24 protein-coding genes are annotated in these 22,001 nt (G+C 70.1%); 13 read left to right on the forward strand and 11 right to left on the reverse strand.

The genetic code is table 11. The features are described from left to right. Nucleotides 1-110: 110 nt before the first annotated feature. Together purQ and purS are read right to left on the reverse strand one after the other, a co-directional pair. Nucleotides 111-818, reverse strand: a complete 708-nt coding sequence (purQ, locus tag ACN9MP_RS00565) for a phosphoribosylformylglycinamidine synthase subunit PurQ (protein ID WP_426322988.1) — start codon at nucleotides 816-818, stop codon at nucleotides 111-113. Next, nucleotides 815-1,063, reverse strand: coding sequence for a phosphoribosylformylglycinamidine synthase subunit PurS (purS, locus tag ACN9MP_RS00570; RefSeq protein WP_426322990.1), 249 nt, complete (start codon nucleotides 1,061-1,063; stop codon nucleotides 815-817). Before purS ends, purQ begins: the two co-directional genes overlap by 4 nt. A 343-nt stretch (nucleotides 1,064-1,406) precedes the next feature. Between purS and ACN9MP_RS00575 the strand changes: the two genes are divergently transcribed. The 5 genes from ACN9MP_RS00575 to ACN9MP_RS00595 all read left to right on the forward strand — a co-directional run bounded on the left by ACN9MP_RS00575 (nucleotide 1,407) and on the right by ACN9MP_RS00595 (nucleotide 7,322). Beyond that, a complete protein-coding gene (locus ACN9MP_RS00575; RefSeq protein ID WP_426322992.1) occupies nucleotides 1,407-2,648 on the forward strand; it encodes an extracellular solute-binding protein in 1,242 nt (413 codons plus the stop codon). Nucleotides 2,649-2,775: 127 nt separating this feature from the next. Beyond that, complete coding sequence (locus ACN9MP_RS00580) at nucleotides 2,776-3,807, forward strand: carbohydrate ABC transporter permease (protein WP_426322994.1); 1,032 nt, start codon at nucleotides 2,776-2,778, stop codon at nucleotides 3,805-3,807. Further along, nucleotides 3,804-4,712: a carbohydrate ABC transporter permease gene (locus ACN9MP_RS00585; RefSeq protein ID WP_426322996.1), complete on the forward strand. Its 909-nt coding sequence runs from the start codon at nucleotides 3,804-3,806 to the stop codon at nucleotides 4,710-4,712. The genes ACN9MP_RS00580 and ACN9MP_RS00585 overlap by 4 nt, the downstream gene beginning before the upstream one ends. A 64-nt stretch (nucleotides 4,713-4,776) precedes the next feature. Beyond that, entirely contained in the window at nucleotides 4,777-6,255 is a 1,479-nt protein-coding gene (locus ACN9MP_RS00590) for a glycoside hydrolase family 1 protein (RefSeq protein WP_426322998.1), read from the forward strand. Between the two features lie 53 nt (nucleotides 6,256-6,308). Then, nucleotides 6,309-7,322, forward strand: a complete 1,014-nt coding sequence (locus ACN9MP_RS00595) for a LacI family DNA-binding transcriptional regulator (RefSeq protein WP_426323000.1) — start codon at nucleotides 6,309-6,311, stop codon at nucleotides 7,320-7,322. A 107-nt stretch (nucleotides 7,323-7,429) separates the two neighbouring features. On the opposite strand, the gene ACN9MP_RS00600 is transcribed toward ACN9MP_RS00595, so the two are convergent. Then, on the reverse strand, nucleotides 7,430-8,269 hold the full coding sequence (locus ACN9MP_RS00600) for a VOC family protein (RefSeq protein ID WP_426326142.1): 840 nt from the start codon (nucleotides 8,267-8,269) through the stop codon (nucleotides 7,430-7,432). Between the two features lie 199 nt (nucleotides 8,270-8,468). Further along, complete coding sequence (locus tag ACN9MP_RS00605; protein WP_426323002.1) at nucleotides 8,469-9,455, reverse strand: phosphoribosylaminoimidazolesuccinocarboxamide synthase; 987 nt, start codon at nucleotides 9,453-9,455, stop codon at nucleotides 8,469-8,471. Nucleotides 9,456-9,572: 117 nt separating this feature from the next. Between ACN9MP_RS00605 and ACN9MP_RS00610 the strand changes: the two genes are divergently transcribed. From ACN9MP_RS00610 to ACN9MP_RS00620, 3 genes are all read left to right on the forward strand, one after another. Further along, nucleotides 9,573-10,193, forward strand: a complete 621-nt coding sequence (locus ACN9MP_RS00610; protein ID WP_426323003.1) for a PadR family transcriptional regulator — start codon at nucleotides 9,573-9,575, stop codon at nucleotides 10,191-10,193. 185 nt (nucleotides 10,194-10,378) lie between these two features. Further along, entirely contained in the window at nucleotides 10,379-11,848 is a 1,470-nt protein-coding gene (locus ACN9MP_RS00615; protein WP_426326144.1) for a DHA2 family efflux MFS transporter permease subunit, read from the forward strand. An 804-nt stretch (nucleotides 11,849-12,652) separates the two neighbouring features. Further along, nucleotides 12,653-13,024 carry a DUF2599 domain-containing protein gene (locus tag ACN9MP_RS00620; protein WP_426323005.1) on the forward strand — a complete coding sequence of 124 codons (372 nt, stop codon included), beginning with the start codon at nucleotides 12,653-12,655 and terminating at the stop codon, nucleotides 13,022-13,024. Nucleotides 13,025-13,097: 73 nt separating this feature from the next. Here the strand turns inward: ACN9MP_RS00620 and ACN9MP_RS00625 are convergent, their stop codons facing one another. Continuing rightward, on the reverse strand, nucleotides 13,098-13,634 hold the full coding sequence (locus ACN9MP_RS00625; RefSeq protein WP_426323007.1) for a hypothetical protein: 537 nt from the start codon (nucleotides 13,632-13,634) through the stop codon (nucleotides 13,098-13,100). Between the two features lie 365 nt (nucleotides 13,635-13,999). Here ACN9MP_RS00625 and ACN9MP_RS00630 point away from each other — a divergent pair, with 365 nt between their 5' ends. Then, complete coding sequence (locus ACN9MP_RS00630) at nucleotides 14,000-14,158, forward strand: hypothetical protein (protein WP_426323008.1); 159 nt, start codon at nucleotides 14,000-14,002, stop codon at nucleotides 14,156-14,158. 160 nt (nucleotides 14,159-14,318) lie between these two features. Here the strand turns inward: ACN9MP_RS00630 and ACN9MP_RS00635 are convergent, their stop codons facing one another. The 5 genes from ACN9MP_RS00635 to purD all read right to left on the reverse strand — a co-directional run bounded on the left by ACN9MP_RS00635 (nucleotide 14,319) and on the right by purD (nucleotide 18,584). Continuing rightward, nucleotides 14,319-14,972: a response regulator gene (locus tag ACN9MP_RS00635; protein ID WP_426326146.1), complete on the reverse strand. Its 654-nt coding sequence runs from the start codon at nucleotides 14,970-14,972 to the stop codon at nucleotides 14,319-14,321. After that, nucleotides 14,969-16,093, reverse strand: a complete 1,125-nt coding sequence (locus tag ACN9MP_RS00640; protein WP_426323010.1) for a sensor histidine kinase — start codon at nucleotides 16,091-16,093, stop codon at nucleotides 14,969-14,971. The genes ACN9MP_RS00635 and ACN9MP_RS00640 overlap by 4 nt, the downstream gene beginning before the upstream one ends. After that, nucleotides 16,090-16,806 (reverse strand): DUF2306 domain-containing protein, encoded by a 717-nt coding sequence (locus tag ACN9MP_RS00645; RefSeq protein WP_426323012.1) that lies wholly within the window; start codon nucleotides 16,804-16,806, stop codon nucleotides 16,090-16,092. The genes ACN9MP_RS00640 and ACN9MP_RS00645 overlap by 4 nt, the downstream gene beginning before the upstream one ends. Nucleotides 16,807-16,914: 108 nt before the next feature. After that, the gene (locus ACN9MP_RS00650) at nucleotides 16,915-17,307 is read right to left on the reverse strand and encodes a hypothetical protein (RefSeq protein ID WP_426323014.1); all 393 of its coding nucleotides are present in this window, start codon (nucleotides 17,305-17,307) and stop codon (nucleotides 16,915-16,917) included. 2 nt (nucleotides 17,308-17,309) lie between these two features. Then, on the reverse strand, nucleotides 17,310-18,584 hold the full coding sequence (gene purD / locus ACN9MP_RS00655) for a phosphoribosylamine--glycine ligase (RefSeq protein WP_426323015.1): 1,275 nt from the start codon (nucleotides 18,582-18,584) through the stop codon (nucleotides 17,310-17,312). Nucleotides 18,585-18,763: 179 nt separating this feature from the next. Here purD and ACN9MP_RS00660 point away from each other — a divergent pair, with 179 nt between their 5' ends. From ACN9MP_RS00660 to ACN9MP_RS00670, 3 genes are read left to right on the forward strand one after another with little or no spacing between them, the layout of a single operon-like run. Next, entirely contained in the window at nucleotides 18,764-19,132 is a 369-nt protein-coding gene (locus ACN9MP_RS00660) for a sterol carrier family protein (protein WP_426323016.1), read from the forward strand. Nucleotides 19,133-19,191: 59 nt separating this feature from the next. Beyond that, nucleotides 19,192-19,659 (forward strand): hypothetical protein, encoded by a 468-nt coding sequence (locus ACN9MP_RS00665; RefSeq protein ID WP_426323018.1) that lies wholly within the window; start codon nucleotides 19,192-19,194, stop codon nucleotides 19,657-19,659. A 7-nt stretch (nucleotides 19,660-19,666) separates the two neighbouring features. After that, nucleotides 19,667-20,020, forward strand: coding sequence for a potassium transporter Trk (locus ACN9MP_RS00670; protein WP_426323020.1), 354 nt, complete (start codon nucleotides 19,667-19,669; stop codon nucleotides 20,018-20,020). 13 nt (nucleotides 20,021-20,033) lie between these two features. Here ACN9MP_RS00670 and ACN9MP_RS00675 read toward each other — a convergent pair whose 3' ends face one another. Further along, on the reverse strand, nucleotides 20,034-20,645 hold the full coding sequence (locus tag ACN9MP_RS00675; RefSeq protein WP_426323022.1) for a zinc-binding alcohol dehydrogenase: 612 nt from the start codon (nucleotides 20,643-20,645) through the stop codon (nucleotides 20,034-20,036). A gap of 156 nt (nucleotides 20,646-20,801) precedes the next feature. Between ACN9MP_RS00675 and purM the strand changes: the two genes are divergently transcribed. Beyond that, on the forward strand, nucleotides 20,802-21,971 hold the full coding sequence (gene purM / locus ACN9MP_RS00680) for a phosphoribosylformylglycinamidine cyclo-ligase (protein WP_426323023.1): 1,170 nt from the start codon (nucleotides 20,802-20,804) through the stop codon (nucleotides 21,969-21,971). Nucleotides 21,972-22,001 lie beyond the last annotated feature (30 nt).

A 22,001-nucleotide genomic window follows, 5' to 3' on the forward strand; every position in this document is an offset into this window, starting at 1 on the left:
GGCGCGCTCAGATCAGGAGATCTGGCGGAGGCAGGGCGTTTCGCGGCGGACTGTCCTGTGTGCGCCAGATCTCCTGATTCCGGAGAAGGGCGAAGGCGGGATGCTGCGGCTCAGGCCGCGGCGCCGACCACGGCGGCGATGGCCGACGTGAAGAACGACAGTCCGTCGACGCCCGACCGCATCGCGGCGGTGGTGTCGGGTCCGAAGCCCGGCTCGACCGCGTGCTCGGGGTGCGGCATGAGGCCGACGACGTTGCCGCGCTCGTTCACGATGCCGGCGATGTCGCGGAGCGACCCGTTGGGATTCACGCCGACGTAGCGGAAGGCCACGAGCCCCTCGCCCTCGAGCCGGTCGAGCTCGGACTCCGACGCGATGTAGCCGCCGTCGGCATTCTTGAGCGGGATGACGATCTCCTGGCCGGAGGCGAAATCGCTGGTCCAGGCCGTGTCGTTGTTCTCGACGCGGAGGCGCTGGTCGCGGCGGATGAACTGCTGGTGCGCGTTGCGGATGAGGCCGCCCGGCAGCAGGTGCGCCTCGACGAGCATCTGGAAGCCGTTGCAGATGCCGAGGATGGGCATGCCCTGGGCCGCGGCATCCTTCACCTCCGCCATGATGGGCGCGAGAGCGGCGATGGCCCCTGCGCGCAGGTAGTCGCCGTAGCTGAAGCCGCCGGGGAGGACGAGGGCGTCGACGCCGTCGAGGTCGTGAGATCCGTGCCAGAGGGCGACCGGCTCGCCTCCGGCCACGCGGATCGCGCGCTGCGCGTCGCGGTCGTCGAGTGAGCCGGGGAAGGTGATGACGCCGATGCGCGCGGTCATTCGACGACCTCGATGCCGACGACGTCCTCGATCACGGAGTTCGAGAGGATCTCGTCGGCGATGCGCTTCGCCTCGGCGAGCACCTCGGCGGTGACCTCGCCGTCGACGGCGAGCTCGAATCGCTTGCCGATCCGCACGTCGGTGAAGTCCGAGACACCGAGGCGGGCGAAGGCGCCGGAGACGGCCTTCCCCTGCGGGTCCAGGAGCTCGGCCTTGGGCATGACGTCGACGACGATGGTGGGCATGAGAGAGCTCCGGATGTCGCGGGCAGGGGTCTGGTCCAGTCTACGGGCCGCGGCATCCCGTGCCGTTCGCGGTCTCGAATCGCGCACTTTGCCGCCGTAAGCCCCGACTCGCCGCCAAGTGCGCGATTCGAACAAGGCGGTGCAGCGGCCGTGACTCAACCGTGATGAACGCGTGGGAGCGCTCCCTTGACTTCGTGAGAGCGATCCCATAGCGTTTCGTCTCGATCGATGGGACCGCTCCCACGACGCACCCCGACGACTCGGCACCCTCCGAGCCGATCCTGCAACACCCTGACAACACAAAGGAGTGACAGTGAACGCACGCGCCTTCCGCAGAAGCGCTGTGGCAATCGCCGCATTCTCGGCCTCGGCCATCGTCCTCGCCGGCTGCGCCGGCGGCAACGGTGACGAGGCGAGCAGCGAAGACGGTCAGATCACGCTGACCCTGGCCACGTTCAACGACTTCGGGTACGACGATGAGCTCCTGCAGGAGTACATGGACGCGAACCCGGACGTCAAGATCGTCCACAACAAGGCCGCCATCACCGACGACGCCCGCACGAACTTCTTCGCGAAGCTCGGCAAGGAGGGCCTCGCCGACATCGAGGCCGTCGAGGTGGACTGGTTCGCCGAGGCCATGCAGTACTCCGACCTTCTCGCGGAGGTGCCCGACAGTGCCAAGGGCCGCTGGGTGGACTGGAAGGAAGCGGCCGCGACCGACGCCGACGGCCGTCTCGTGGGCTTCGGCACCGACATCGGCCCGCAGGCGGTCTGCTACCGCGCCGACCTGTTCGCCGCCGCCGGCCTGCCCTCGACGCCCGACGAGGTCGCCGCGGCGATCGACGGCGACTGGGACACCTTCTTCGACCTCGCCGACCAGTACAAGGCGGCGACCGGCAAGCCGATGCTCGACGCTGCCAACTCGGCCTTCCAGGGCATCATCAACCAGGTCGAGTTCCCCTACGACGAGGAGGACGGCACCGTCGTCGCCACGACCAGCCCCGAGACGAAGGCGGCCTACGAGCTCGTCGTCGAGCGCGGCATCCCCAACTCGGCCTACTCGGGCCAGTGGTCCGACGACTGGAACGCCTCGATGGCCAACGGCGAGTTCGCCGCGATGCTGTGCCCGCCGTGGATGCTCGGCATCATCTCCGGCAACGCACCCGACGTCACCGGCTGGGAGATCGCGAACGCGTTCCCGAACGGCGGCGGCAACTGGGGCGGCTCGTACCTGACCGTTCCGGCCAACGGCAAGAACGTCGACGCGGCCCTCGCCCTCGCCGACTGGCTGACGGCACCGGAGCAGCAGGCGAAGACGTTCGTCAACGCCGGCCAGTACCCGAGCGCCGTGGAGGCGCAGTCCGACCCGGCGATCACCGAGTCGTCCAACGAGTTCTTCGCCGGCGCGCCGACCGGCAAGATCTTCGCGGACCGCTCCGAGGCGATCACGGTCACGCCGTACAAGAGCGCGAACTACTTCAAGTACAACACCGCGCTGCAGGACGCCATCACGCGGGTCTTCGACGGCGTCGAGGACCCGGAGACGTCGTGGAACACGTACGTCGCAGAGGTCGAGGCCTTCTAGGCCGACACTGACGGTCGCGTCCCCTCGCCGGGACGCGATCCCACCGGAGAGCGGAGTGCGCGCGGGTTGCCCCCGGTCCGCGCGCGCTCCGCCTCACCCCACCCTCGACACCGAATCGGAGCCACCGGTGACCACGACCGCCACCCGCACCACGGCATCCGGGCCGGCCGATAGGCCCGATCCGGATCGCCAGCCGCGCGTCCTCTCCTTCTCCCATCGCCTCAGCCGCTGGGATCTGAAGGTCTCGCCCTACCTCTACATCTCCCCGTTCTTCATCCTGTTCGCGATCGTCGGACTCTTCCCCATCGTCTACACGGCGGTGATCTCGTTCCAGGAGTGGGACCTGGTGCGCAACTCGGGCACTTTCGTCGGCTTCGACCAGTACATCTGGATCCTGTCGCAGGCCGAGTTCTGGACGGCCCTGCGCAACACCTTCAGCATCTTCCTGCTGTCGTCGGTGCCGCAGCTCATCCTCGCGCTGTTCATCGCGGCGATGCTCGACCGCAACATCCGGGCCAAGACCTTCTGGCGCATGAGCGTGCTGCTGCCCTACGTGATGGCCCCCGTCGCCGTCGCCCTCATCTTCAGCAACATGTTCGGCGACAACCACGGTCTCGTGAACAACGTCCTCACGAGCATCGGGCTGGGCCCGATCCCGTGGCACAAGGACCCGTTCTGGAGCCACATCGCGATCGCGACGATGGTCAACTTCCGCTGGACCGGCTACAACGCCCTCATCCTTCTCGCGGCGATGCAGGCGGTGCCCCGTGAGTACTACGAGGCGGCCACCGTCGACGGCGCGAACGCCTTCCGCCAGTTCTGGAGCATCACCCTCCCGTCGCTGAAGCCCACGCTCATCTTCGTGATCATCACGTCGACGATCGGCGGCCTCCAGATCTTCGATGAGCCGCGCATGTACGACCAGACCGGTCGCGGCGGCGCCGCCAACCAGTGGCTGACGATCACGCTGTACCTGTACAACATCGGCTGGGGCGAGTTCAACTTCGGCCGCGCTGCCGCGCTGGCGTGGATCCTCTTCATCATCATCCTGGCGATCGGCCTCATCAACCTCGCCATCACCCGTGCCCTCGTGCGCGACGAAGGGCGTCGCGGAGTGATCCAGCGTCGCCGCCCCGGCCGGAAGGGAGCCCAGCTGTGAGCGCCATCAACACACCGCCCCTCGCCGTCGTCGAGGAGAACCTGCCGAACGCGCGACGCAGCCGCCGGACCACCAAGATCCGAGGCGTGCGCGCCGGATTCTGGGTCTACGCGGGCCTCGGTGTCGTCATCGTCTCGGCGATCTTCCCCTACTACTGGTCGTTCCTGATCGGCTCCGGCGATGCGTCGACGATCAACGACCCCGACATGTCGTGGCTGCCCGGCGGCAACTTCATCGACAACGCACTGAAGGTCATGAACGACCCGGCCGTGAACTTCTGGCCGGCACTGTGGAACTCCATCTTCAGCTCCACGGTGATCGCGGCATCCGTCGTGCTGTTCTCGACCCTCGCCGGCTGGGCGTTCGCCAAGCTGCGCTTCCCGGGCGGCAAGTGGCTGCTCGCGTTCGTGGTCGCGACCATGGCGGTGCCGATGCAGCTCGGCGTCGTGCCCCTCTACCTGCTGTTCTCCGACCTCGGGTGGACCGGGCAGATCGGCGCGATCATCATTCCCGCGCTCACCAGCGCCTTCGGAGTGTTCTGGATGACCCAGTACCTGTCGCAGACCGTGCCGGACGAGCTGATCGAGGCGGCCCGCGTGGACGGCGCCAACATGCTCCGCACGTTCTGGACGGTCGGCGTGCCCGCTGCGCGCCCTGCCGCGGCCATGCTGTTCCTCTTCACCTTCGTCGGCGCGTGGAACCAGTTCTTCTGGCCCTTCATCGTGCTGGACCGGCAGAGCCCGACCCTCCCCGTGGCACTTTCCCTCCTGCAGTCGAACTACTTCGTCGACTATTCGATCGTGCTGGCCGGCGTGCTCCTGGCCACGGTCCCGCTCCTGATCGTCTTCGCCTTCACGGGCAGGCAGCTGGTGAGCGGCATCATGGCCGGCGCCGTCAAGGGCTAGGTCTTCCGCACCTCGCCCGGCCCCGTCATCCTGAATCCAGAGCTTTAGAGAGGACCCTTCCCTCATGACGACCCCCATCCCGCGCGCCTTCCCCCAGGACTTCCTGTTCGGCGCCGCGACCGCCGCCTTCCAGATCGAGGGCGCCGCCCACGAGGACGGCCGCCGCGACTCCATCTGGGACGCCTTCTGCCGCGTTCCGGGGGCCGTCATCAACGCCGACAACGGCGACGTCGCCTGCGACCACTATCACCGCTACCGCGACGACGTGGCGCTGATGAAGGATCTGGGCCTGCAGACGTACCGGTTCTCGACCTCGTGGTCTCGCGTGCGCCCCGACGGCGGCGCTCTCAACCCGCAGGGCGTCGACTTCTACGAGCGCCTGGTCGACGAGCTGCTGGATGCCGGCATCCTGCCGTGGCTGACGCTCTACCACTGGGACCTCCCGCAGGCCCTGCAGGAGAAGGGCGGCTGGACCAACCGCGACACCGCCGACCTCTTCACCGAGTACGCCCTCACGATGCACGACGCGCTCGGCGACCGGGTGAACGTGTGGACGACGCTCAACGAGCCGTGGTGCTCGTCGTTCCTCAGCTACACCGCAGGACTCCACGCGCCCGGCCACTACAGCGTGGAGGAAGGCGTGCTCGCCGCCCACCACCTGTTGCTCGGTCACGGGCAGGCGGTGCGCGAGCTGCGCGCCCGCGACGCGTCGCTGGAGCTCGGCATCACGCTGAACCTCACCGTCGCCGACCCCGTCGACGCGAACGACCCCGCCGATGCCGACGCGGCCCGCCGCATCGACGGTCAGTTCAACCGCTGGTTCCTCGATCCCATCTTCCGGGCGCAGTACCCGGCCGACATCGTCGAAGACATCCGGAAGGTGGATGCCGCGGCCATCGCCGCGTGGGAGGACGCCGTGCGCCCGGGCGACCTCGAGACCATCGCGACGCCGATCGACACGCTCGGCGTCAACTACTACCACGGCGAGTACGTCGGCGGTCATGAGCCGGTGAACCCGCCGATCGGCGGAGACGCGCCCACCGATCGCCCCGGGCGCTCCCCGTTCCCCTCCCACGAAGGCATCTACTGGCACGAGCGCGGGCTGCCCCGCACGCCGATGCACTGGGAGGTGCAGCCGGAGGGGCTGACGACGCTCCTGCGCCGGGTCTGGGACGAGTACGCCCAGCCGGCCGGGACGGCGCTCTTCGTCACAGAGAACGGCGCCGCGTACGACGACGAGCTCACCGTCGAGGGCGACGAGAAGCGGGTGCACGACGCCGATCGCGTCGAGTTCCTCCGCGGTCACCTCGGTGCGATCCTCGATGCCGCCGAGGCCGGTGTCGACGTGCGCGGATACTTCTACTGGTCGTTCCTCGACAACTTCGAGTGGGCCTGGGGGTACGAGAAGCGGTTCGGGATCGTGCGGGTCGACTACGACACGCAGGAGCGCACCCCCAAGGACAGCGCTCTGGAGTACCGGCGCATCATCGGCGCCCGTGCGCTCGACCCCGAGCCCGCGCGCGTCGCGACCGCGGCGCCGTAGCACGGCCCCGGCGGGTCGGCGCGGGGCAGTAGCATCCGGGAAGGAGGGATGAGATGAGCACCGAGGCCATGCGCTCGGCCGTGACGATCGAGGAGGTCGCCGCCGCCGCCGGCGTGTCGCGATCGACGGTGTCGCGCGTCGTGAACGGCTCGACGGCGGTCAGCCCGGAAGCCCTGGAATCGGTGACGCGCGCGATCGCCGAGCTCAACTACGTGCCCAACCGCGCCGCACGCTCGCTGGCCAGCCAGAAGACGCACGCGGTCGCGCTGATCGTGCCAGAAGACACGACCCGCTTCTTCGGCGACCCGTTCTTCGCGGCGATCGTCTCGGGCATCAACTCGCGCCTCAGCCGCTCGGACTACGTGCTCAATCTCTTCATCGCGAGCGACGACCCCGGCGACAAGACGACCTCGTACGTGCGCTCGGGTGCCGTCGACGGCGCCATCGTCGTCTCGCACCACACCAGCGACACCTTCATCGACCGCATCGCGAGCGTCGTGCCGGTCGTCTACGGCGGCCGCCCGGTGCGCTCGCGCGAACACGACTACTACGTCGACGTCGACAACGTGCGGGGGGCGTACGACGCCACCGTGTACCTGATCGAGAACGGCCGCCGCAGGGTCGCGACCATCACGGGGCCGCGCGACATGCCCGCCGGGGTCGACCGGCTGCAGGGCTATCGTGACGCGCTGGCCGCATGGAACCTCGACGAGATCGCCGTCGAGGACGGCAACTTCACCGCCGACGGCGGAGCCGACGCGATGCGGCGCATCCTGGCGTCGGGCGCGAACCCCGATGCCGTCTTCGTGGCGAGCGACCTCATGGCGCGCGGAGCGCTGACCGTGCTCGCGGGTGCGGGTCTCCGCGTTCCCGACGACATCGCCGTCATGGGCTTCGACGACTCACCGGTGGCCACCTCCGTCGAGCCGCAGCTCACCACCGTGCGGCAGCCGTCTTTCGCACAGGGCGAGCGCATGGCCACGGTGCTGCTCGAGCTGCTCGCGGGGCGGCATCCGCGTCACGTCACGATCCTCGAGACCGAACTCGTCATCCGCGACTCTGTCTGAACGCGTCACCTGTCCGGCGTCGGCTGCTCGCCTGTCACGAGTTGCTCTGCGTACCGGCACTTCGCGACAGGTGAGCAGAGGGGAGGGGGCCTCGGCGCGGGGGCGGGTCAGTCGCGGCCGGGAACCGTCGCGTGGAGCAGATTGCGCCAGGGGTCGTCGAACGACACCGTCCGGCCGTCGTCGCGCACATCGAGTCCGTGGTGCCGCAGGCGTTCGGCCAGCTCACCCAGCGCGTCGGCGTCGGGGAGTGCGAGATCGACGCGGCCCAGGCCGAGCGCAGGCATGCGGGGCCCGGCGCCGCGGGAGTTCCACACGTTCATCGCCATGTGGTGGTGGTAGCCGCCGGCGCTGACGAACAGCGCCTGGTCGCCCATCGACAGGGTCTCGTCGAAGCCGAGGGCGTCGACGTAGAAGGCGCGGGCGCTGGCGACGTCGCCGACCGACAGATGCACGTGACCGATGGATGCCGCAACCTGTCGGGTCGCGCCGCTCGCGGCCTGCTCGTTCAGATGCTCGCGCAGGAAGCCGTTGGGGTCGAGGTACAGGGTCGCCATCTCGACGCTGCCGTGGGTCCACGACCACTCGGTGCGCGCGCGATCCCAGTAGAGCTCGATGCCGTTGCCCTCGGGATCGTTCAGGTAGAACGCCTGGCTCACGAGGTGATCGGCGGAGCCCGTGAACGCCTGGGGCGCCCGCTGGGCGACGCTGTAGAGCGCAGCGGCCAGGGCCCCCTGCGTCTCGAAGAGGATCGCGGTGTGGAAGAGCCCCGCCGCTCCGGGTACGGCGTGACGCAGCGCCGGCTCGTGCTTCAGCACGACGATCGGCCGGCCCGCGCGCCCCAGAACGACCTCGTCGCTGTCGGCCGACAGCACCTGGAGCGTGATCACATCGCGGTAGAACGCGGTCATGGCGTCGAGGTCGCCGACCAGGAGCGTGACGGCGCCCATCGAGGTGGCGGGGGCCAACCTGTCGGAAGCGGGGGCTGATGTATTCACATGAATGTTCAACCCCCGGCATCCGTCATGTATTCCCGGCCGAGCGGCCCGCGCGCAGGCGAGGTGCGCGGGCTTCGGGTGCTGGTGCGAGCATCACCCTAGCGGCGCGGCGCGCCAGGGCGTTCCCGACGAACGGATGCCTCGGACGGCGTCAGGCGGCGGTGAGGCGCTCGAGCAGCTCGCGGTAGCGGGCGGTGGTGCGCTCGACGATGTCGGCGGGAAGGGCGGGCGGCTCGCCGTCACGCGGTGCGGGCCAGTTCGCGGCGAGCCAGTCGCGCACGATCTGCTTGTCGAAGCTCGCCATGCGCTCCTCGGGCGTGTTGCCCGAGGTCCAGGCCGCAGCATCCCAGTATCTCGACGAGTCGCTCGTCAGCACCTCGTCGGCGAGGGTGAGCACGCCGTTCTCGTCGAGGCCGAACTCGAACTTCGTGTCGGCGAGGATGAGGCCGTGCGCCTCCGCCGTCGCGGCCGCGCGGCGGTAGATCTCGAGCGAGAGGTCGCGCAGCTCGGCCGCACGCTCGGCTCCGACGAGCTCGACCGTGCGCTCGAACGAGATGTTCTCGTCGTGCTCGCCGAGAGGCGCCTTGTACGCGGGAGTGTAGATCGGCTCGGGCAGCCGGTCGCCGTTCGACAGGCCCTCGGGCAGCGGGATGCCGCACACGGTGCCGCTCTCGCGATACTCCGCCCACCCGGAGCCGGTGAGGTAGCCGCGCACCACGCACTCGATCGGCTGCATGTCGAGGCCCTTCACCACCATGGCACGCCCGATCACGGCATCCGGGATCAGGCTCTGCAGGTCGTCGGCCGTGTTGGCCTCGCCGTCGGCGCCCCGCGTGAGCGTGTGTGATGCAGCGAGATGGTTCGGGATGCTCCGGCCGCCGTCGCCGCCGGCGAGCCGGTCGAACCACCAGAGGCTGAGGGTCGTGAGCAGCTCGCCCTTGCCCGGGATTCCCGGCGAGAGCACGTGGTCGAACGCGCTGACCCGGTCGCTCGCGACCACGAGCATGCGCTCCGGAGCCGCCCCCTCGGTCCCCGAGCCCGCCGAGGGGCCGTCGGGCACGTAGAGGTCGCGCACCTTGCCCGAGTAGACGTGGCGCCAGCCGGGAAGCTCGGTCGAGGGGGTGGGGGAAGCCGTCACCCGACCATTATCCCGGCTCGGGCGTGCGGCGCCGTCGGCAGCGCGTGAGCTGCAGGGGTGCGGATCGGCGTGCGACGGCGTATAGTCCACGTGGACTAATCGAGATGGAGTGATCGCGTGAGAGACGCCGTCGCACGCCTGACCCCGTTGGGGGTCGCGGTGCTCACGCTGCTCAGCGAGGGCGACATGCATCCGTACGAGATGATCCGCCTCATGCACTTCCGGCGCGACGACCGATTGGTGACGATCACCAACGGCACGGTGTACCACACGGTCGCCCGGCTGGAGAGAGCGGGCCTGATCGCGGAGGTCGGCGTCGATCGCGACGGCAATCGTCCCGAGCGCACGACCTATACGCAGACGGATGCCGGCGCCGCCGCGGCCCTCGAATGGGTCAGGCGCGAGCTTCCACGGGTGGACCGGCCCGGCGAGTTCCGGGTCGCGCTCGCCGAAGTGCACAACCTCGAGCGCGAGGAGGCCATCGAGCTGCTCGCCGCCCGCCGCACGGCACTCGCCACCAGCCTGGAGTCGGTCGCCGCCGGCCGGCGACACGCGCTCGGCAAGGGCGTGCCGGAGCAGTACCTCATCGAGCTCGGACGCGAAGAGGCGCTGCTCGAGGCCGAGCTGGCCTGGATGGACGCGACGATCCCGCGCATCTCCGATCCCGACTTCACCTGGGGCCGCGACGCGACCCCTTCGGAACGCTACCTCGCCCAGAGAAAGGCGGCACGCCAGTGACCACCCCCGAAACCCCGGACGCAGCGCCCACGGCGGGTGCGGCATTCCGCACCGCCTCGGCGGCCTCCCCCACCGCCTCCGAGCCCTCCCGCACCGGTTCGGCCGCCCCCCGCACCGGGACCGACGCACACCCGCCCACCGGTGCCTACGCCGCCGGGCACAAGCCCCGCAGCCCGTGGCCCGCCCTGTGGGCGCTGGTCATCGGGTTCTTCATGATCCTCGTCGACACGACGATCGTCTCGGTCGCCAACCCCGCGATCAAGGCGGCACTCGACCCCGACACCAACAACCTCGACAACGTGGTGTGGGTCACGTCGGCCTACCTTCTCGCGTACGCGGTGCCGCTCCTGATCACCGGACGCCTGGGCGACCGGTTCGGGCCGAAGTACATCTACCTCGGCGGTCTCGCGATCTTCACGCTCGCCTCGCTCGGCTGCGGCCTGTCGCCGACGCTCGGCGCGCTCATCGCATTCCGTGCCGTGCAGGGTCTGGGCGCGGCGCTCATGACGCCTCAGACGATGGCGATCATCACCCGCACCTTCCCGCCGAACCAGCGCGGGGCGGCGATGGGCCTGTGGGGTGCCACCTCCGGCGTCGCCATGCTCGTCGGCCCGCTGGCCGGCGGGCTCCTCGTCGACGGCTTCGGCTGGGAGTGGATCTTCTTCGTGAACCTCCCGGTCGGGATCGTGGGCTTCGTGCTCGCGTGGATCCTCGTGCCGAAGCTCGAGACGCACCCGCACCGCTTCGACCTGGTCGGAGTGTTCCTCAGCGCCCTCGGCCTCTTCCTCATCGTGTTCGGCCTCCAGGAGGGTGAGACCTACGACTGGGGCGTCATCTGGGGGCCCATCACGGTGTGGGGCCTCATCATCGCCGGAGTGCTGGTCATGGCCCTCTTCATCTGGCAGCAGGCGCGAACGAAGAGCGAGCCGCTCGTGCCGCTCGTGCTGTTCCGCGACCGCAACTTCTCGGTGGCGAACATCGGCATCGCGACCGTCGGCTTCACGGTGACGAGCATGTCGCTGCCGCTCATGTTCTTCCTGCAGCTGGCCCGCGGCCTCACACCGACCGAGTCGGCGCTGCTCCTCATCCCGATGGCGCTGGCGGCCGGCGTGCTCTCACCCCTGGCCGGTCGATGGCTCGACCGCACCGATCCCCGGGTGCTGCTCGTGCCGGGCCTTCTGCTCGTCGTCGTCTCGCTGGTGCTCTACGCGGTGCTGATGAACCTCGACACCCCCATCTGGGTGTTCCTCATCCCCTCCTTCCTCATGGGCGTCGGCAACGCGGGAATGTGGGGCCCGCTGGCGACCACCGCCACCCGCAACCTCGCGCCGAGGCAGGCGGGCGCGGGCGCGGGCATCTACAACACCACGCGCGTGATCGGCTCGGTGCTCGGCTCGGCCGCGATCGCCGTGTTCATGCAGAGCCGCATCGAGGCGAACATCCCCGGCGCCGCCGATGTCGCGGGAGGCAGCTTCAGCGCGGGCGCACTCCCCGTCGTCGTCGCGGAGCCCTTCGCCACGGCCATGGCCCAGTCGGTGCTGCTCTCGGCCGCCGTCATGCTGATCGGCGTGGTCGCGGTGCTGTTCCTGCGTCGCCCGGCGGCGAACGCCACCGAGGAGTGGCGCGCCGCGCACGCGACCGACGTCGTGGACTGACGACCGCGCGCGATGGAGACCCCCGCGATGCGGGGGCGTCCGTCGTGTGCTCTGTTGATGGAACTGAGTGCCGCAACCGCGCGAGTATCCCGGTCGGGCTGACAATCATGCACCACGGATAGGGAGCGCGAGCTTCGGACTTATCATCCGTCGGTTGCCGGGCCCGGCTCCCTCCTCTCTCCGGGTTGACACCAGGCGGTGTTGGCCGGGCGTCCATTCGCCCGAGCGGGTGATGAATGGGGTGGAGTTTCCCGCGGTTTGAGTTGCAGGGCGGGAACAACAGATTCCGCACCGGTGTAATCGGAGCACGATGTTCCCCGCGGAGCGCCTATCCACACCCTGCTGGGGGCGGGGCGTGGATCTCCGGGATGTCGGAGCCAGTCCACCTCGAGGTCGGCCCGAGCACTTCCTCCCGCGAGCGTGATCGCCTGCCGAGCCGAAGGATACGAAGAAGACGAAGATGCCCCCATGGGCCAGAACCTCGCCACTCCGCCGTCCGTTGTTTGCCAGCGCCGTTATCGGCTCCCTTGCCCTCGCATTGCTCTCAGCGCCGGCCGCGTTCGCTGATGACGACGAGAGTGGGCGCGTCCACCAGATTCTCGCCGGGGTTCCGGCGAAGTATTCGGTTCTGAAAGGAAACGTCTCTAGCGCTTCCGCTAGGCGGGCCGCGCCCGAATCACGTCTCGGCGAGCTGCGCGTGTCAAGTTCGGAAGGATCAGAGATCTCGATCCTTCCGGATGTGGGGCGCAACGTCGCGCGCGCGGGACGCCTATTCCCACGCGATACGAAGTGGATGGCTCGACGGTGACGCAGATCGTCGACCATAACGTCGGGGGTGTGCAGTATCCCGTCGTTGCAGACCCGTGGCTCGGCCGGGCTCTCTACTACCAGCCGTCTGTCAAGCGGGTCTCGAGAGGGTACATCGTCTCGGTGGTGCCCACCCAGTTCGGCGGCACGATGTCCACGCCGGTGAATCTCTACATGTGGTGGGCGCATGCCGACGAGGTCAAGAACAAGCTCGGCTCGAACAGAGGGCTGTGGAACGCGAAGATTCAAGAGCAGTTGTATTGCCACATCGCGGGCTACCCGGTGAGTGCGCGGCCGTCCTACGACATGGAGTCGTGGTATCCGTTCATGTACTGGGAGGCGCTGGCTGTGTACAAGTGCAACCCGTAGCCGATAGTCGGTGAACCAGGCTCGGCCCAGGGAACGCCCCTAGACCGACTCTGTTTCGCCGTAGTGTGGCCCCCTAGTCGGACGTCGTAGCCTCTGGGCGTTCAAGTCCGACGAACGGCTCCATCGCTTTGGCGAACCGGTCCTTCGCGCCCGCTTCGACGACTGTCGCGCCGTAGGTGAGGTGGACGGCAGCTATCGGCAGTCCGAGACGGTCGGCTTCTCGACCTGCGTCTCCAGACGTATCGAGAGCGCGGTCTTCGATTGTGAGGGAGAGCCATTGCACGCCGTCGGTTGCGTGTGCGATCACACGCCAGCACTTCTCCAATCCATTGCAACCCTCAATTCCCGACTCGATAGCGAATGATGCAAGCCCACGTTCCTTCGCAGCGTCGGAAGCCGCATCGAGCAATGATCGCCAGTCATCGTGGTTAGGTACCGAATCGCCCTGCATCTCGCAGCAGTTGACAGTTACGAGCATGGACTCTCCGCCATACCCGTTGCCATCCTCCTTGTGCCAGTTGGTGTCAGCGAACCACGACGCGGAAGAAGACACCGGGTCGAGCTTGATGCCCGAGGCCGTCGTGATGGCGGACGCAACGTGCTCGATCAAGTCTCGCGCGGTAGGCTCCAACTCCCCTTGGTCGGGGTGCCCGATCAGGGATTCACCGTCGACGTAGGCCTGCGCGGGGTACTGGCTCCAATCTGCCTCAACCGTTGCTCCGGACGAGTCAACATATGTCGTCGTTGGCCCTGGTGAGGGCTCAAAAGCGCTGCACGCCGTGAGAAGGAGAGGTAGACAAAGAAGCAATACCGCTACCCGTGCTCGCATGTCTCGAGTCTCGCACGACGGTCGCCGTCCTCAGGCGCGCGGTCCCTGCGCTGCCACCACCACGGCGGCGACACCGCGCCGCGCATGTTCCGCGTCGGTTGTCAAGTGGTTGGCGCGCATTTATCCGGCCCCTCACGATGGTCTGCATGACCGGACTTGCAGTGACCCTGCTCATCATCGGAATAGTGCTGCTGCTGCTCGGCGTGTTCATCGAGGCAGCGAAGTTCCTGCTGTGGATCGGCCTCGTCATCATCGTCATCGCGGTGATCGCCTGGCTGATGCGCTTCATTCGACGTCAGACCTGAGTCCCCCAGCTCGGGTTGCGGACGCCTGCCGGATCGCGAAGATCCCGGGCGTCGCCTCGGACGTCGGCGCCGCTGGTCCCCCAGCAGGCGGCGCCGACGTCCGTTCTCTCGTGCGGGGGCCGGGAGCCCGAGCCCATGCACCTGGGCGCGGGCCGAGCACCTAGCGCCGAGCGCCGCCCCGCTCGTGGGCCCAGATGGCGATCTCGACCCGGTTACGGGCGCCGAGCTTGGCCATGATGCTCGCGAGGTGCGTCTTCACCGTGCTGAGCGAGATGTGCAGCTCGTCGCCGATCTCGCCGTTGCCGAGGCCACGGGCCACGCCGGCGAGCACCGCTTCCTCGCGATCGGTGAGCGGGCTCGACGGCGGTGCCGGCGCCTCGGGCGCCGAGCCGGCGAAGGCCTCGAGCAGACGGACGGTGACGTTCGGGTCGATGAGGGCATCGCCTCGCGCGGCGGCGCGGACCGCCTCTGCCAGAAGCACCGGGCCCGCATCCTTGAGCAGGAAGCCCCGGGCGCCGGCGCGCAGCGCGGCGTAGACGTATTCGTCGAGGTCGAAGGTGGTGATGACGACGACGGGGATGGGGTCCGCCACGTCGGCTCCGGCGACCCGGCGCGTCGCCTCGAGCCCGTCCATGACCGGCATCCGGATGTCGAAGAGGCACACGTCCGGCCGCAGGTCGTGCGCTCGCGCGACGGCCTCCGCGCCGTCAGCGGCCTCGCCGACGACCTCGATGCCGGGTTGCGCGTCGAGGATCATGCGCAAGCCGGTGCGCACCAGGTCCTGATCGTCGGCGATCAGCACCCGCACCGTCACGACGCCCACCCCGCCCGCGGCACCTGCGCGGTGACCGACCAGCCCCTGCCGGAGGGTCCCGCCGCGCACGACCCGCCCAGGAGCGCGGCCCGTTCGCGCATGCCGGTGATGCCGAAGCCCGGATCGACGGATGCCGCCCCCCTGCCGTCGTCGGCGACCACGAGTCGGACGCCGGCGGCGTCGACGTCGAGCTGCACCTCGATCCGTGTCGCGCCGCGCGCATGACGTCGTGCGTTCGTGACCGCCTCCTGCGCGATCCGGTACAGCGCGGCGGCGACGGCCGGCGGCACCGTGTCGAGGTCGCCGTCGAGGCTCACGGTGACGGCCGGAGGCGCGGCATCCGTCGTCTCCAGGGCACGGAGTGCGGCGAGCCCGGGTGTCGGGACGAGGCCGGCGTCCGTCGCGCGGAGCACGCCGACCATCGCCCGCATCTCGCGCAGCGTGCGCGACGCTTCGGTCTCGATCGCCCGCAGCACCTCGGCCGTCGCGCCCGGATCGGTCGCGGCCACGGCCGTGCCGGCCTGCGCCTGGATGGCGATCGCCGAGACGTGATGTGCGACGGTGTCGTGGAGGTCGCGGGCGAGCTGCTCGCGCTCGAGCAGCCGCACCTGCTCGAGCTGCCGGGCCAGGGCGCCGCGGCGCCAGCGGACCGCGAGGCCCAGCGTCGCCGTCGTCGCAGCGACCGCGATCCCGCCGATGACGTCGGCGACGGCCGGCGGTGAGGCGGCGAACGTCAGCAGCATCCCCGCGACGACGATGGCGGCGCCGCCGATCATCGCGCGCCCGGAGCCCCAGCGGAACACCGCGTAGAGCAGGATCAGGAAGTACGCCGCCGTGTAGAGCTGCGGATCGCCGCCCACGACGAGCCCGACGGTGGTTCCGACGGTGAACGCGATGGCGAGCATGCTGAGCGGATGCCGGCGCCGCCACAGCAGCGTCGGCGCGAGCGCGGCCAGCACGACGGCCCAGAGCCAGCTCCATGCGACGCCGGGCCGGACGGATGCCTCGACCAGCGCCAGTACCGGGACGACGCCGACCAGCACCCAGTCGCGCCAGACGCGCCGAGGCGGTGCCGGAGTCGCCGCGGGCGCGTCCCAGAGCGCGCGAACCGGGCTCGTCATGCCCTCATGATAGGGCGCGCACCCGCACCGGCCGCGGCGGTCCCGGCCCCGTCCCGGCCGCGCTCGCGGCGGCTCCGGCGGCGGATGACGATCTCGGCGATCACGAGGTTGATCAGCCATCCCGCCGTCATGAGGAGGGTGTGCGTCAGCGGGGCGGGCGCACCGAGCAGCAGCGTGAACGGCAGGAAGACGAGCACCTGCGTGCCGGCGCCGAGGCCGATGGCGTATGCCCGCGTCATCCACGCGGCGTGCGCGCGGACGTCACCCCGCTGGATCGCGGCGAACGCGGCGACGAGTGCAGCCGCCATCGCCGTGCCGAGCACGATGCGCACGCCCGGAAGCCCCGGCCCGGTCGCCGCGGAGGGGATGTCGTAGAACACCGTCATCCACAGCGCCGAGAGGGCCGACACCAGTCCCGCCGGAGCGACGACGCGTCCGGCGATGCGGTGCCAGCGGCGGCGCCGGAGCGAAGGTGCGAACTGCAGCGCCCCGAGCAGCAGGAACACGCTCGAGCCGATGATGTGCGCGATCACCGGGACGGGCGAGTCGAAGAAGCGCGCGTTCTCGGGTGTGATCGCAGCGCCCGTCGTGAGCTGCGTGAGGCGGGCGGAGCCCGCGGCGATCGGCACGATGCTCAGCGCGATCAGTCCGGCCGGCGCGAGCCATTCGGGCCGGCGTCGCTCGGTGCGCGCGAGGGCGGTGGCGGTTGTCATGCCGCCATGGTCGCGGTGACGGATGCCGCGACGCATCGGCCGCCGGGCCGGACCTTTCTCGTCCTTTCGGCCGATGGCGACGGCCGGTGCCGGGCTCTGTAGCGGGCGCTACGGGCGCGGCGGGCAACCGCCGTCGGCGTCGGCGGCTCCGAGCTCCACCGAGAGGGCGCCGTCGTCGGGGATCGACCCGTAGACGCAGCCGCCCGAGACCCCGGCGCCGAAGAGCACGGTGTCGCCCAGGTCGCGCGTCTGCACGTCGACGGCGCCCGCCTTCTCGAGTGCGGACCGCACTGCGTCTTCGGTGACGGCGCCTCCCGCCTGCAGCGCCTGGAGGCCTGTCTTCGCCGCCGAGACCAGGGCCTCGTTGGCGACCCGGTGCGCCTGGTCCATGAGCGCCTTGCCCGGCGCCTCCACCTCGGAGCTCGCGCACCCGCCGAGCCCGGCCACGGCCACCGCGATCGCCGAGACCGCGACGAGCGAGCGGATGCCGCGCCGGTGCACGGTCAGAGCCCCTCGGCGACCCGTGCGGCGATGTCGGTGCGGTGCTGTGCGCCCTCGAGGCCGATCTCGCCGAGCGCGCGATAGACGCGGGCGCGGGCCTCGGCGAACGTCGTGCCGACACCGACCACGCTGAGCACGCGGCCGCCGGTCGCGACGAGTCCGCCGTCGCTCTCGGAGGTCGCGGCGTGAGCGAGATGGACTCCGTCGACCGAGGCGGCCTCGCGCAGCCCCGAGAGGGGCCGGCCGGTCTGCGGTGACGCCGGGTAGCCTTCGCTCGCCAGCACCACCGTCACGGCGACGTCGGTCGCGAACGCGGGCTGGGGCAGGTCCTCGAGATGACCGGATGCTGCGGCCAGCAGCAGCTCCGACAGCGGGTCGACGAGCCGCGGCAGCACCACCTGCGTCTCGGGGTCGCCGAAGCGCGCGTTGAACTCGATGACCTTGACGCCGTCGTCGGTGAGGATCAGTCCGGCGTAGAGGAGCCCGATGAAGGGCGTGCCCTCCGCGTCGAGCTGGCGGATCACGGGCTCGGCGACGTCTCGCGTGACGAGCTCGACGAACTCGCGCTCGCTGCCGAAGCGTCCGTCGAGCCAGGGCAGCGGGGAGTACGCGCCCATGCCGCCCGTGTTCGGCCCTTCATCGCCGTCGAGCAGGCGCTTGTAGTCCTGCGCAGGGCTCAGCGGCAGCACGTGGTCGCCGTCGCTGAGGAAGAAGAGCGACACCTCGGGGCCGGTGAGGAACTCCTCGACGAGCACGGCGCCCGTCGGAAGGTACTCGTCGGCGTGGGCCAGAGCGGCCTCCCGGTCGGAGGTCACGATGACCCCCTTGCCCGCGGCCAGCCCGTCGGCCTTGACCACGTGCGGGGCGCCCAGCTCGTCGAAGGCCGCTTCGACCTCTGCCCGCGTGTGCGCCCGGACGGCGCGGCCGGTGGGCACGCCCGCGGCATCCATGATCCGCTTGGCGAACGTCTTCGAGCCCTCGAGCTGCGCGGCGGCCTTGCCGGGCCCGAACGTCGGGATGCCGCGCTCCCGTACCGCGTCGGCGACGCCCGCCACGAGCGGGGCCTCGGGACCGATCACGACGAGGGCGATGTCGTTGTCGATCGCGAAGTCGGTGACCGAGACCGGGTCGTTCGCGTCGAGCGCGACCAGCTGCGCGTCCTGCCCGATGCCGGCGTTGCCGGGGGCGGCGAAGATCTCGTGTTCTGCCTCCTCCGACCGGAGGGCCAGGATGATGGCGTGCTCCCGCGCGCCCGAGCCGAGAACCAGGATCTTCACCCCACCAGCCTACCCAGCGTCCTGGCCGGGTTTTCGGCGCCGCCCTCGCTCCGACCGGTTCATGATTCAGTCTCGTTGCGGCGCTGACCCGGCCGGATCCGCGGAGTCGCGCGGGCCCGACCGGTGGCGGCACACGTTCAGCCTGAATTGCGAACCGTCCGGCGGCGTAACCTGACTCCGTGGCCCGCAAGATCACGACCGACGACGGCCGCGCCGCCCTGGACGCGGTCGCACGGGCGGCTGAGACATCCGTCGCCCCCGCACGCACCGACAACGCGACAGCCGTGCGATACCTGCTGCAGCTGCTCGCCGAGAAGGCGCCCGGCAATTCGGTCGAAGTGCGCGTGCCCCCGTTCGGCGCGGTGCAGGTCGTCGAGGGGCCGCGGCACACGCGGGGCACGCCGCCGAACGTCGTCGAGACCGACCCCGGCACCTGGATCGCCCTGGCGACAGGCGCCGAGAAGTGGACGGATGCCGCCACCGCCGGCCGCATCAGCGCCTCGGGCACCCGCGCCGACATCTCGGACCTGCTGCCACTGCGTCCTTGATGCCCGGAGCGCACTCGATCGTCAGAGCGCCGGGTGCCGGACGGTGGGACAATGAACACATGACCCGCGCGCGCACCGGCGCCGCCGGAGCTGACGACCCCGACGAGCACGTCATCAATGAGGAGCTGGAGTCCGTCCGTGTGCGGCGTGCCCCGCGGATCGGTCACATCATGGGCGGCGGCATCGCTCTGGGGCTGCTCGCGGCCGTCGTCCTCACCGCCGGCGCGGCCGCCACGGAAGAGCCGGGCGGACCGCTGTCGACGGGCGCGTCCGGGTATCTCCGCGTCTTCGGGGTCTTCGCCGTCATCTGCGGGGGCCTCGGGCTTCTCGTCGCCTCTCTCACCGTGCTCGTGCTCGACCGGGTGGTCGGGGGCCGCCGGCGTTCCGTCATCGCCGAGCACGCGACGACCCTCACCGACGATCTCGTGTCGCCGGTCACCGACGACGTGCCGAAATGGGTGCAGGATGCCGCGGAGCTGAGGCGCGACCGATCCGACGGGCCGGGCCGGCGCAAGCGCGAGGGATAATGGGGCCATGCCCGAGCGAAGCCAGGACCGCATCGAAACCGTGCGCGTGCGACGCGCGCCGAAGATTTCGGTGTTCCTCCTCCTCGGCGCCGGGCTCGGGGCGCTCGTGGCGATGATCCTCACCTTCGCGTTCAACGGCACCGCCGAGGCCAGCCCGAACACCGGCCTGGAGTACTCGCAGGGGCAGGTATTCGGCTTCCTCCTGCTCATCTGCGTGCCCGTCGGCCTCGTGCTCGCCGCAGTCGCCGCGCTGATCTTCGACCGCGGGTCGCGGCGTCGCACGCAGCAGGTCGTGGTCGACCACGCCAGGGTGCACGTCGATCCCGAACCGGGCGTCGACGGGCCCGGCTCGAGCCACTGATCGGGCGTCGCCGTTACGCCAGTTCGGCGATGATCGGGTGGATGGCGGCGTCGAAGGCCGCCACGTCGCCACGCAGTCCGTCGGTGACGGCGACCGTGAGCGAACCGATCCACCACACGCCGCGCTGACTCAGCGGCAGCACCTGCACGTTCAGCTCGAACGAGTGGGCCCGTCGGCCCACCTGCCGCTCGTGCTCGGCGATGGCCCCCGCGTACGCGCGGTACGCCGTGCCGGTGCTGTGCGACGCCTCTTTGCGGTAGCGCGCGTGGGCGGTGCGGGCGAACTCGAGAGCCTCAGCGGCGTGCGGGATGAACGCCTCGCGCAGCTGATCGCACCCCTCGGTCGGAAGGGCCAGCACGGTGTCGAACCCGTCGACGAGATCCAGCGGTACGGGCGACGGATGCGCCTGCGGTTCGACGGTCATCGCCCAGAACTCGCGCCACTGCCGCTCGAGCGCGGCCTGCGCCTCTTCGGAGCGGTCGTTGGCCCTCGGCGGGATGCCGCGGAGGTGCGGAAGCTCTTCGGGAGAGCGGATGCCGAGTACCTGGCGCAGATAGAGGGCGAGAAGCACCGGCTGACCGGCGTCTTCGCGGATCAGCCACTCCGGAGCACCGGCGCCGCCCATGCCGACAATTGTAGATCCGGGGGCGGACGTCGGCCCGTATGACCGTAGCTCGGAGTCCGGGGCCCAGTGAGCGGCGGCGAGGCGCAGGCTCGGCGCCTGCGTAACAGCGCCGTCGCCTGGCATCCGCCCAGGTACGCCGCCGGTAGGCTGGTGGCCGTGGCCTCATCCGAACGCGATGCCCCCTCCCGCTCCGCGCAGCCCGTGAACCCGTACGCGGCTGCGGGCGTCGACACCGCCGCCGGCGATCTCGCCGTCGAGCTCATGAAGTCGGCGGTGCGTCGCACCCACGGACCCGAGGTGCTCGGGGGTGTCGGCGGCTTCGCCGGTCTCTTCGACGCCACGGCCTTCAAGGCCTACGACAAGCCGCTGCTGGCCACCAGCACCGACGGCGTCGGCACCAAGGTCGCCATCGCGCAGGCCATCGACAAGCACGACACGATCGGCCAGGACCTCGTCGGCATGGTCGTCGACGACATCGTCGTGGTCGGTGCGAAGCCCCTCTTCATGACCGACTACATCGCGTGCGGCAAGGTCTTCCCCGAGCGCATCGCCGATATCGTCCGCGGCATCGCCGACGGCTGCGCGGCGACGGGGACCGCACTCGTGGGCGGTGAGACCGCCGAGCACCCGGGCCTTCTGGGGGCAGGCGACTACGACGTCGCGGGCGCGGCCACCGGGGTCGTCGAGGCAGACGGCGTCCTCGGCGCCGAGCGGGTCCGGGAGGGCGACGTCGTGCTGGCGCTCGCGAGCTCGGGCCTCCACTCCAACGGCTACTCCCTGGTGCGCCACATCGTCGCCCGCTCCGGCATCCAGTACGGCGACAATGCCTCCGACTTCGGCACGACGTGGGGCGAGGCCCTGCTCGAGCCGACGCGGCTGTACACGCAGCCGCTCCTGCGTCTCATCGCCGAGAGCGGTGAGGGCGTCCACTCGCTCAGCCACGTGACGGGCGGCGGCATCGCCGCCAACCTCGCGCGAGTGCTGCCGCAGGGAACCTGGGTGGAGGTCGACCGCTCGACCTGGTCCCCGTCGCCGGTCTTCCGGGTCCTCGCCGATCTGGGCGGCCTCGCGCTCGAGGCGACCGAGGGAACCTGGAACCTCGGCATCGGGTTCCTGGCCGTCGTGTCGCCCGAGACGGCCGGGGCCGCGGCATCCGCTCTCGCCCGCGACGGAATCGCGACCTGGCAGGTAGGTGTCGTCCAGGGCGGCCGGCGCCCGGCCGACGGGCATTGGGAGCAGGGCGCCAAGGGCGTCGACGGGGGCGCTGTGCGCCTCGTCGGTGCCTACGCGGACCACCAGGCGCACGCAGACCACGCGGCTCGCTGAGCCGACCGAACGAACTTACGGAGCGAGCAA

Origin of the sequence: Microbacterium sp. E-13, assembly GCF_049912955.1 — a bacterium.
Taxonomy (GTDB): domain Bacteria; phylum Actinomycetota; class Actinomycetes; order Actinomycetales; family Microbacteriaceae; genus Microbacterium.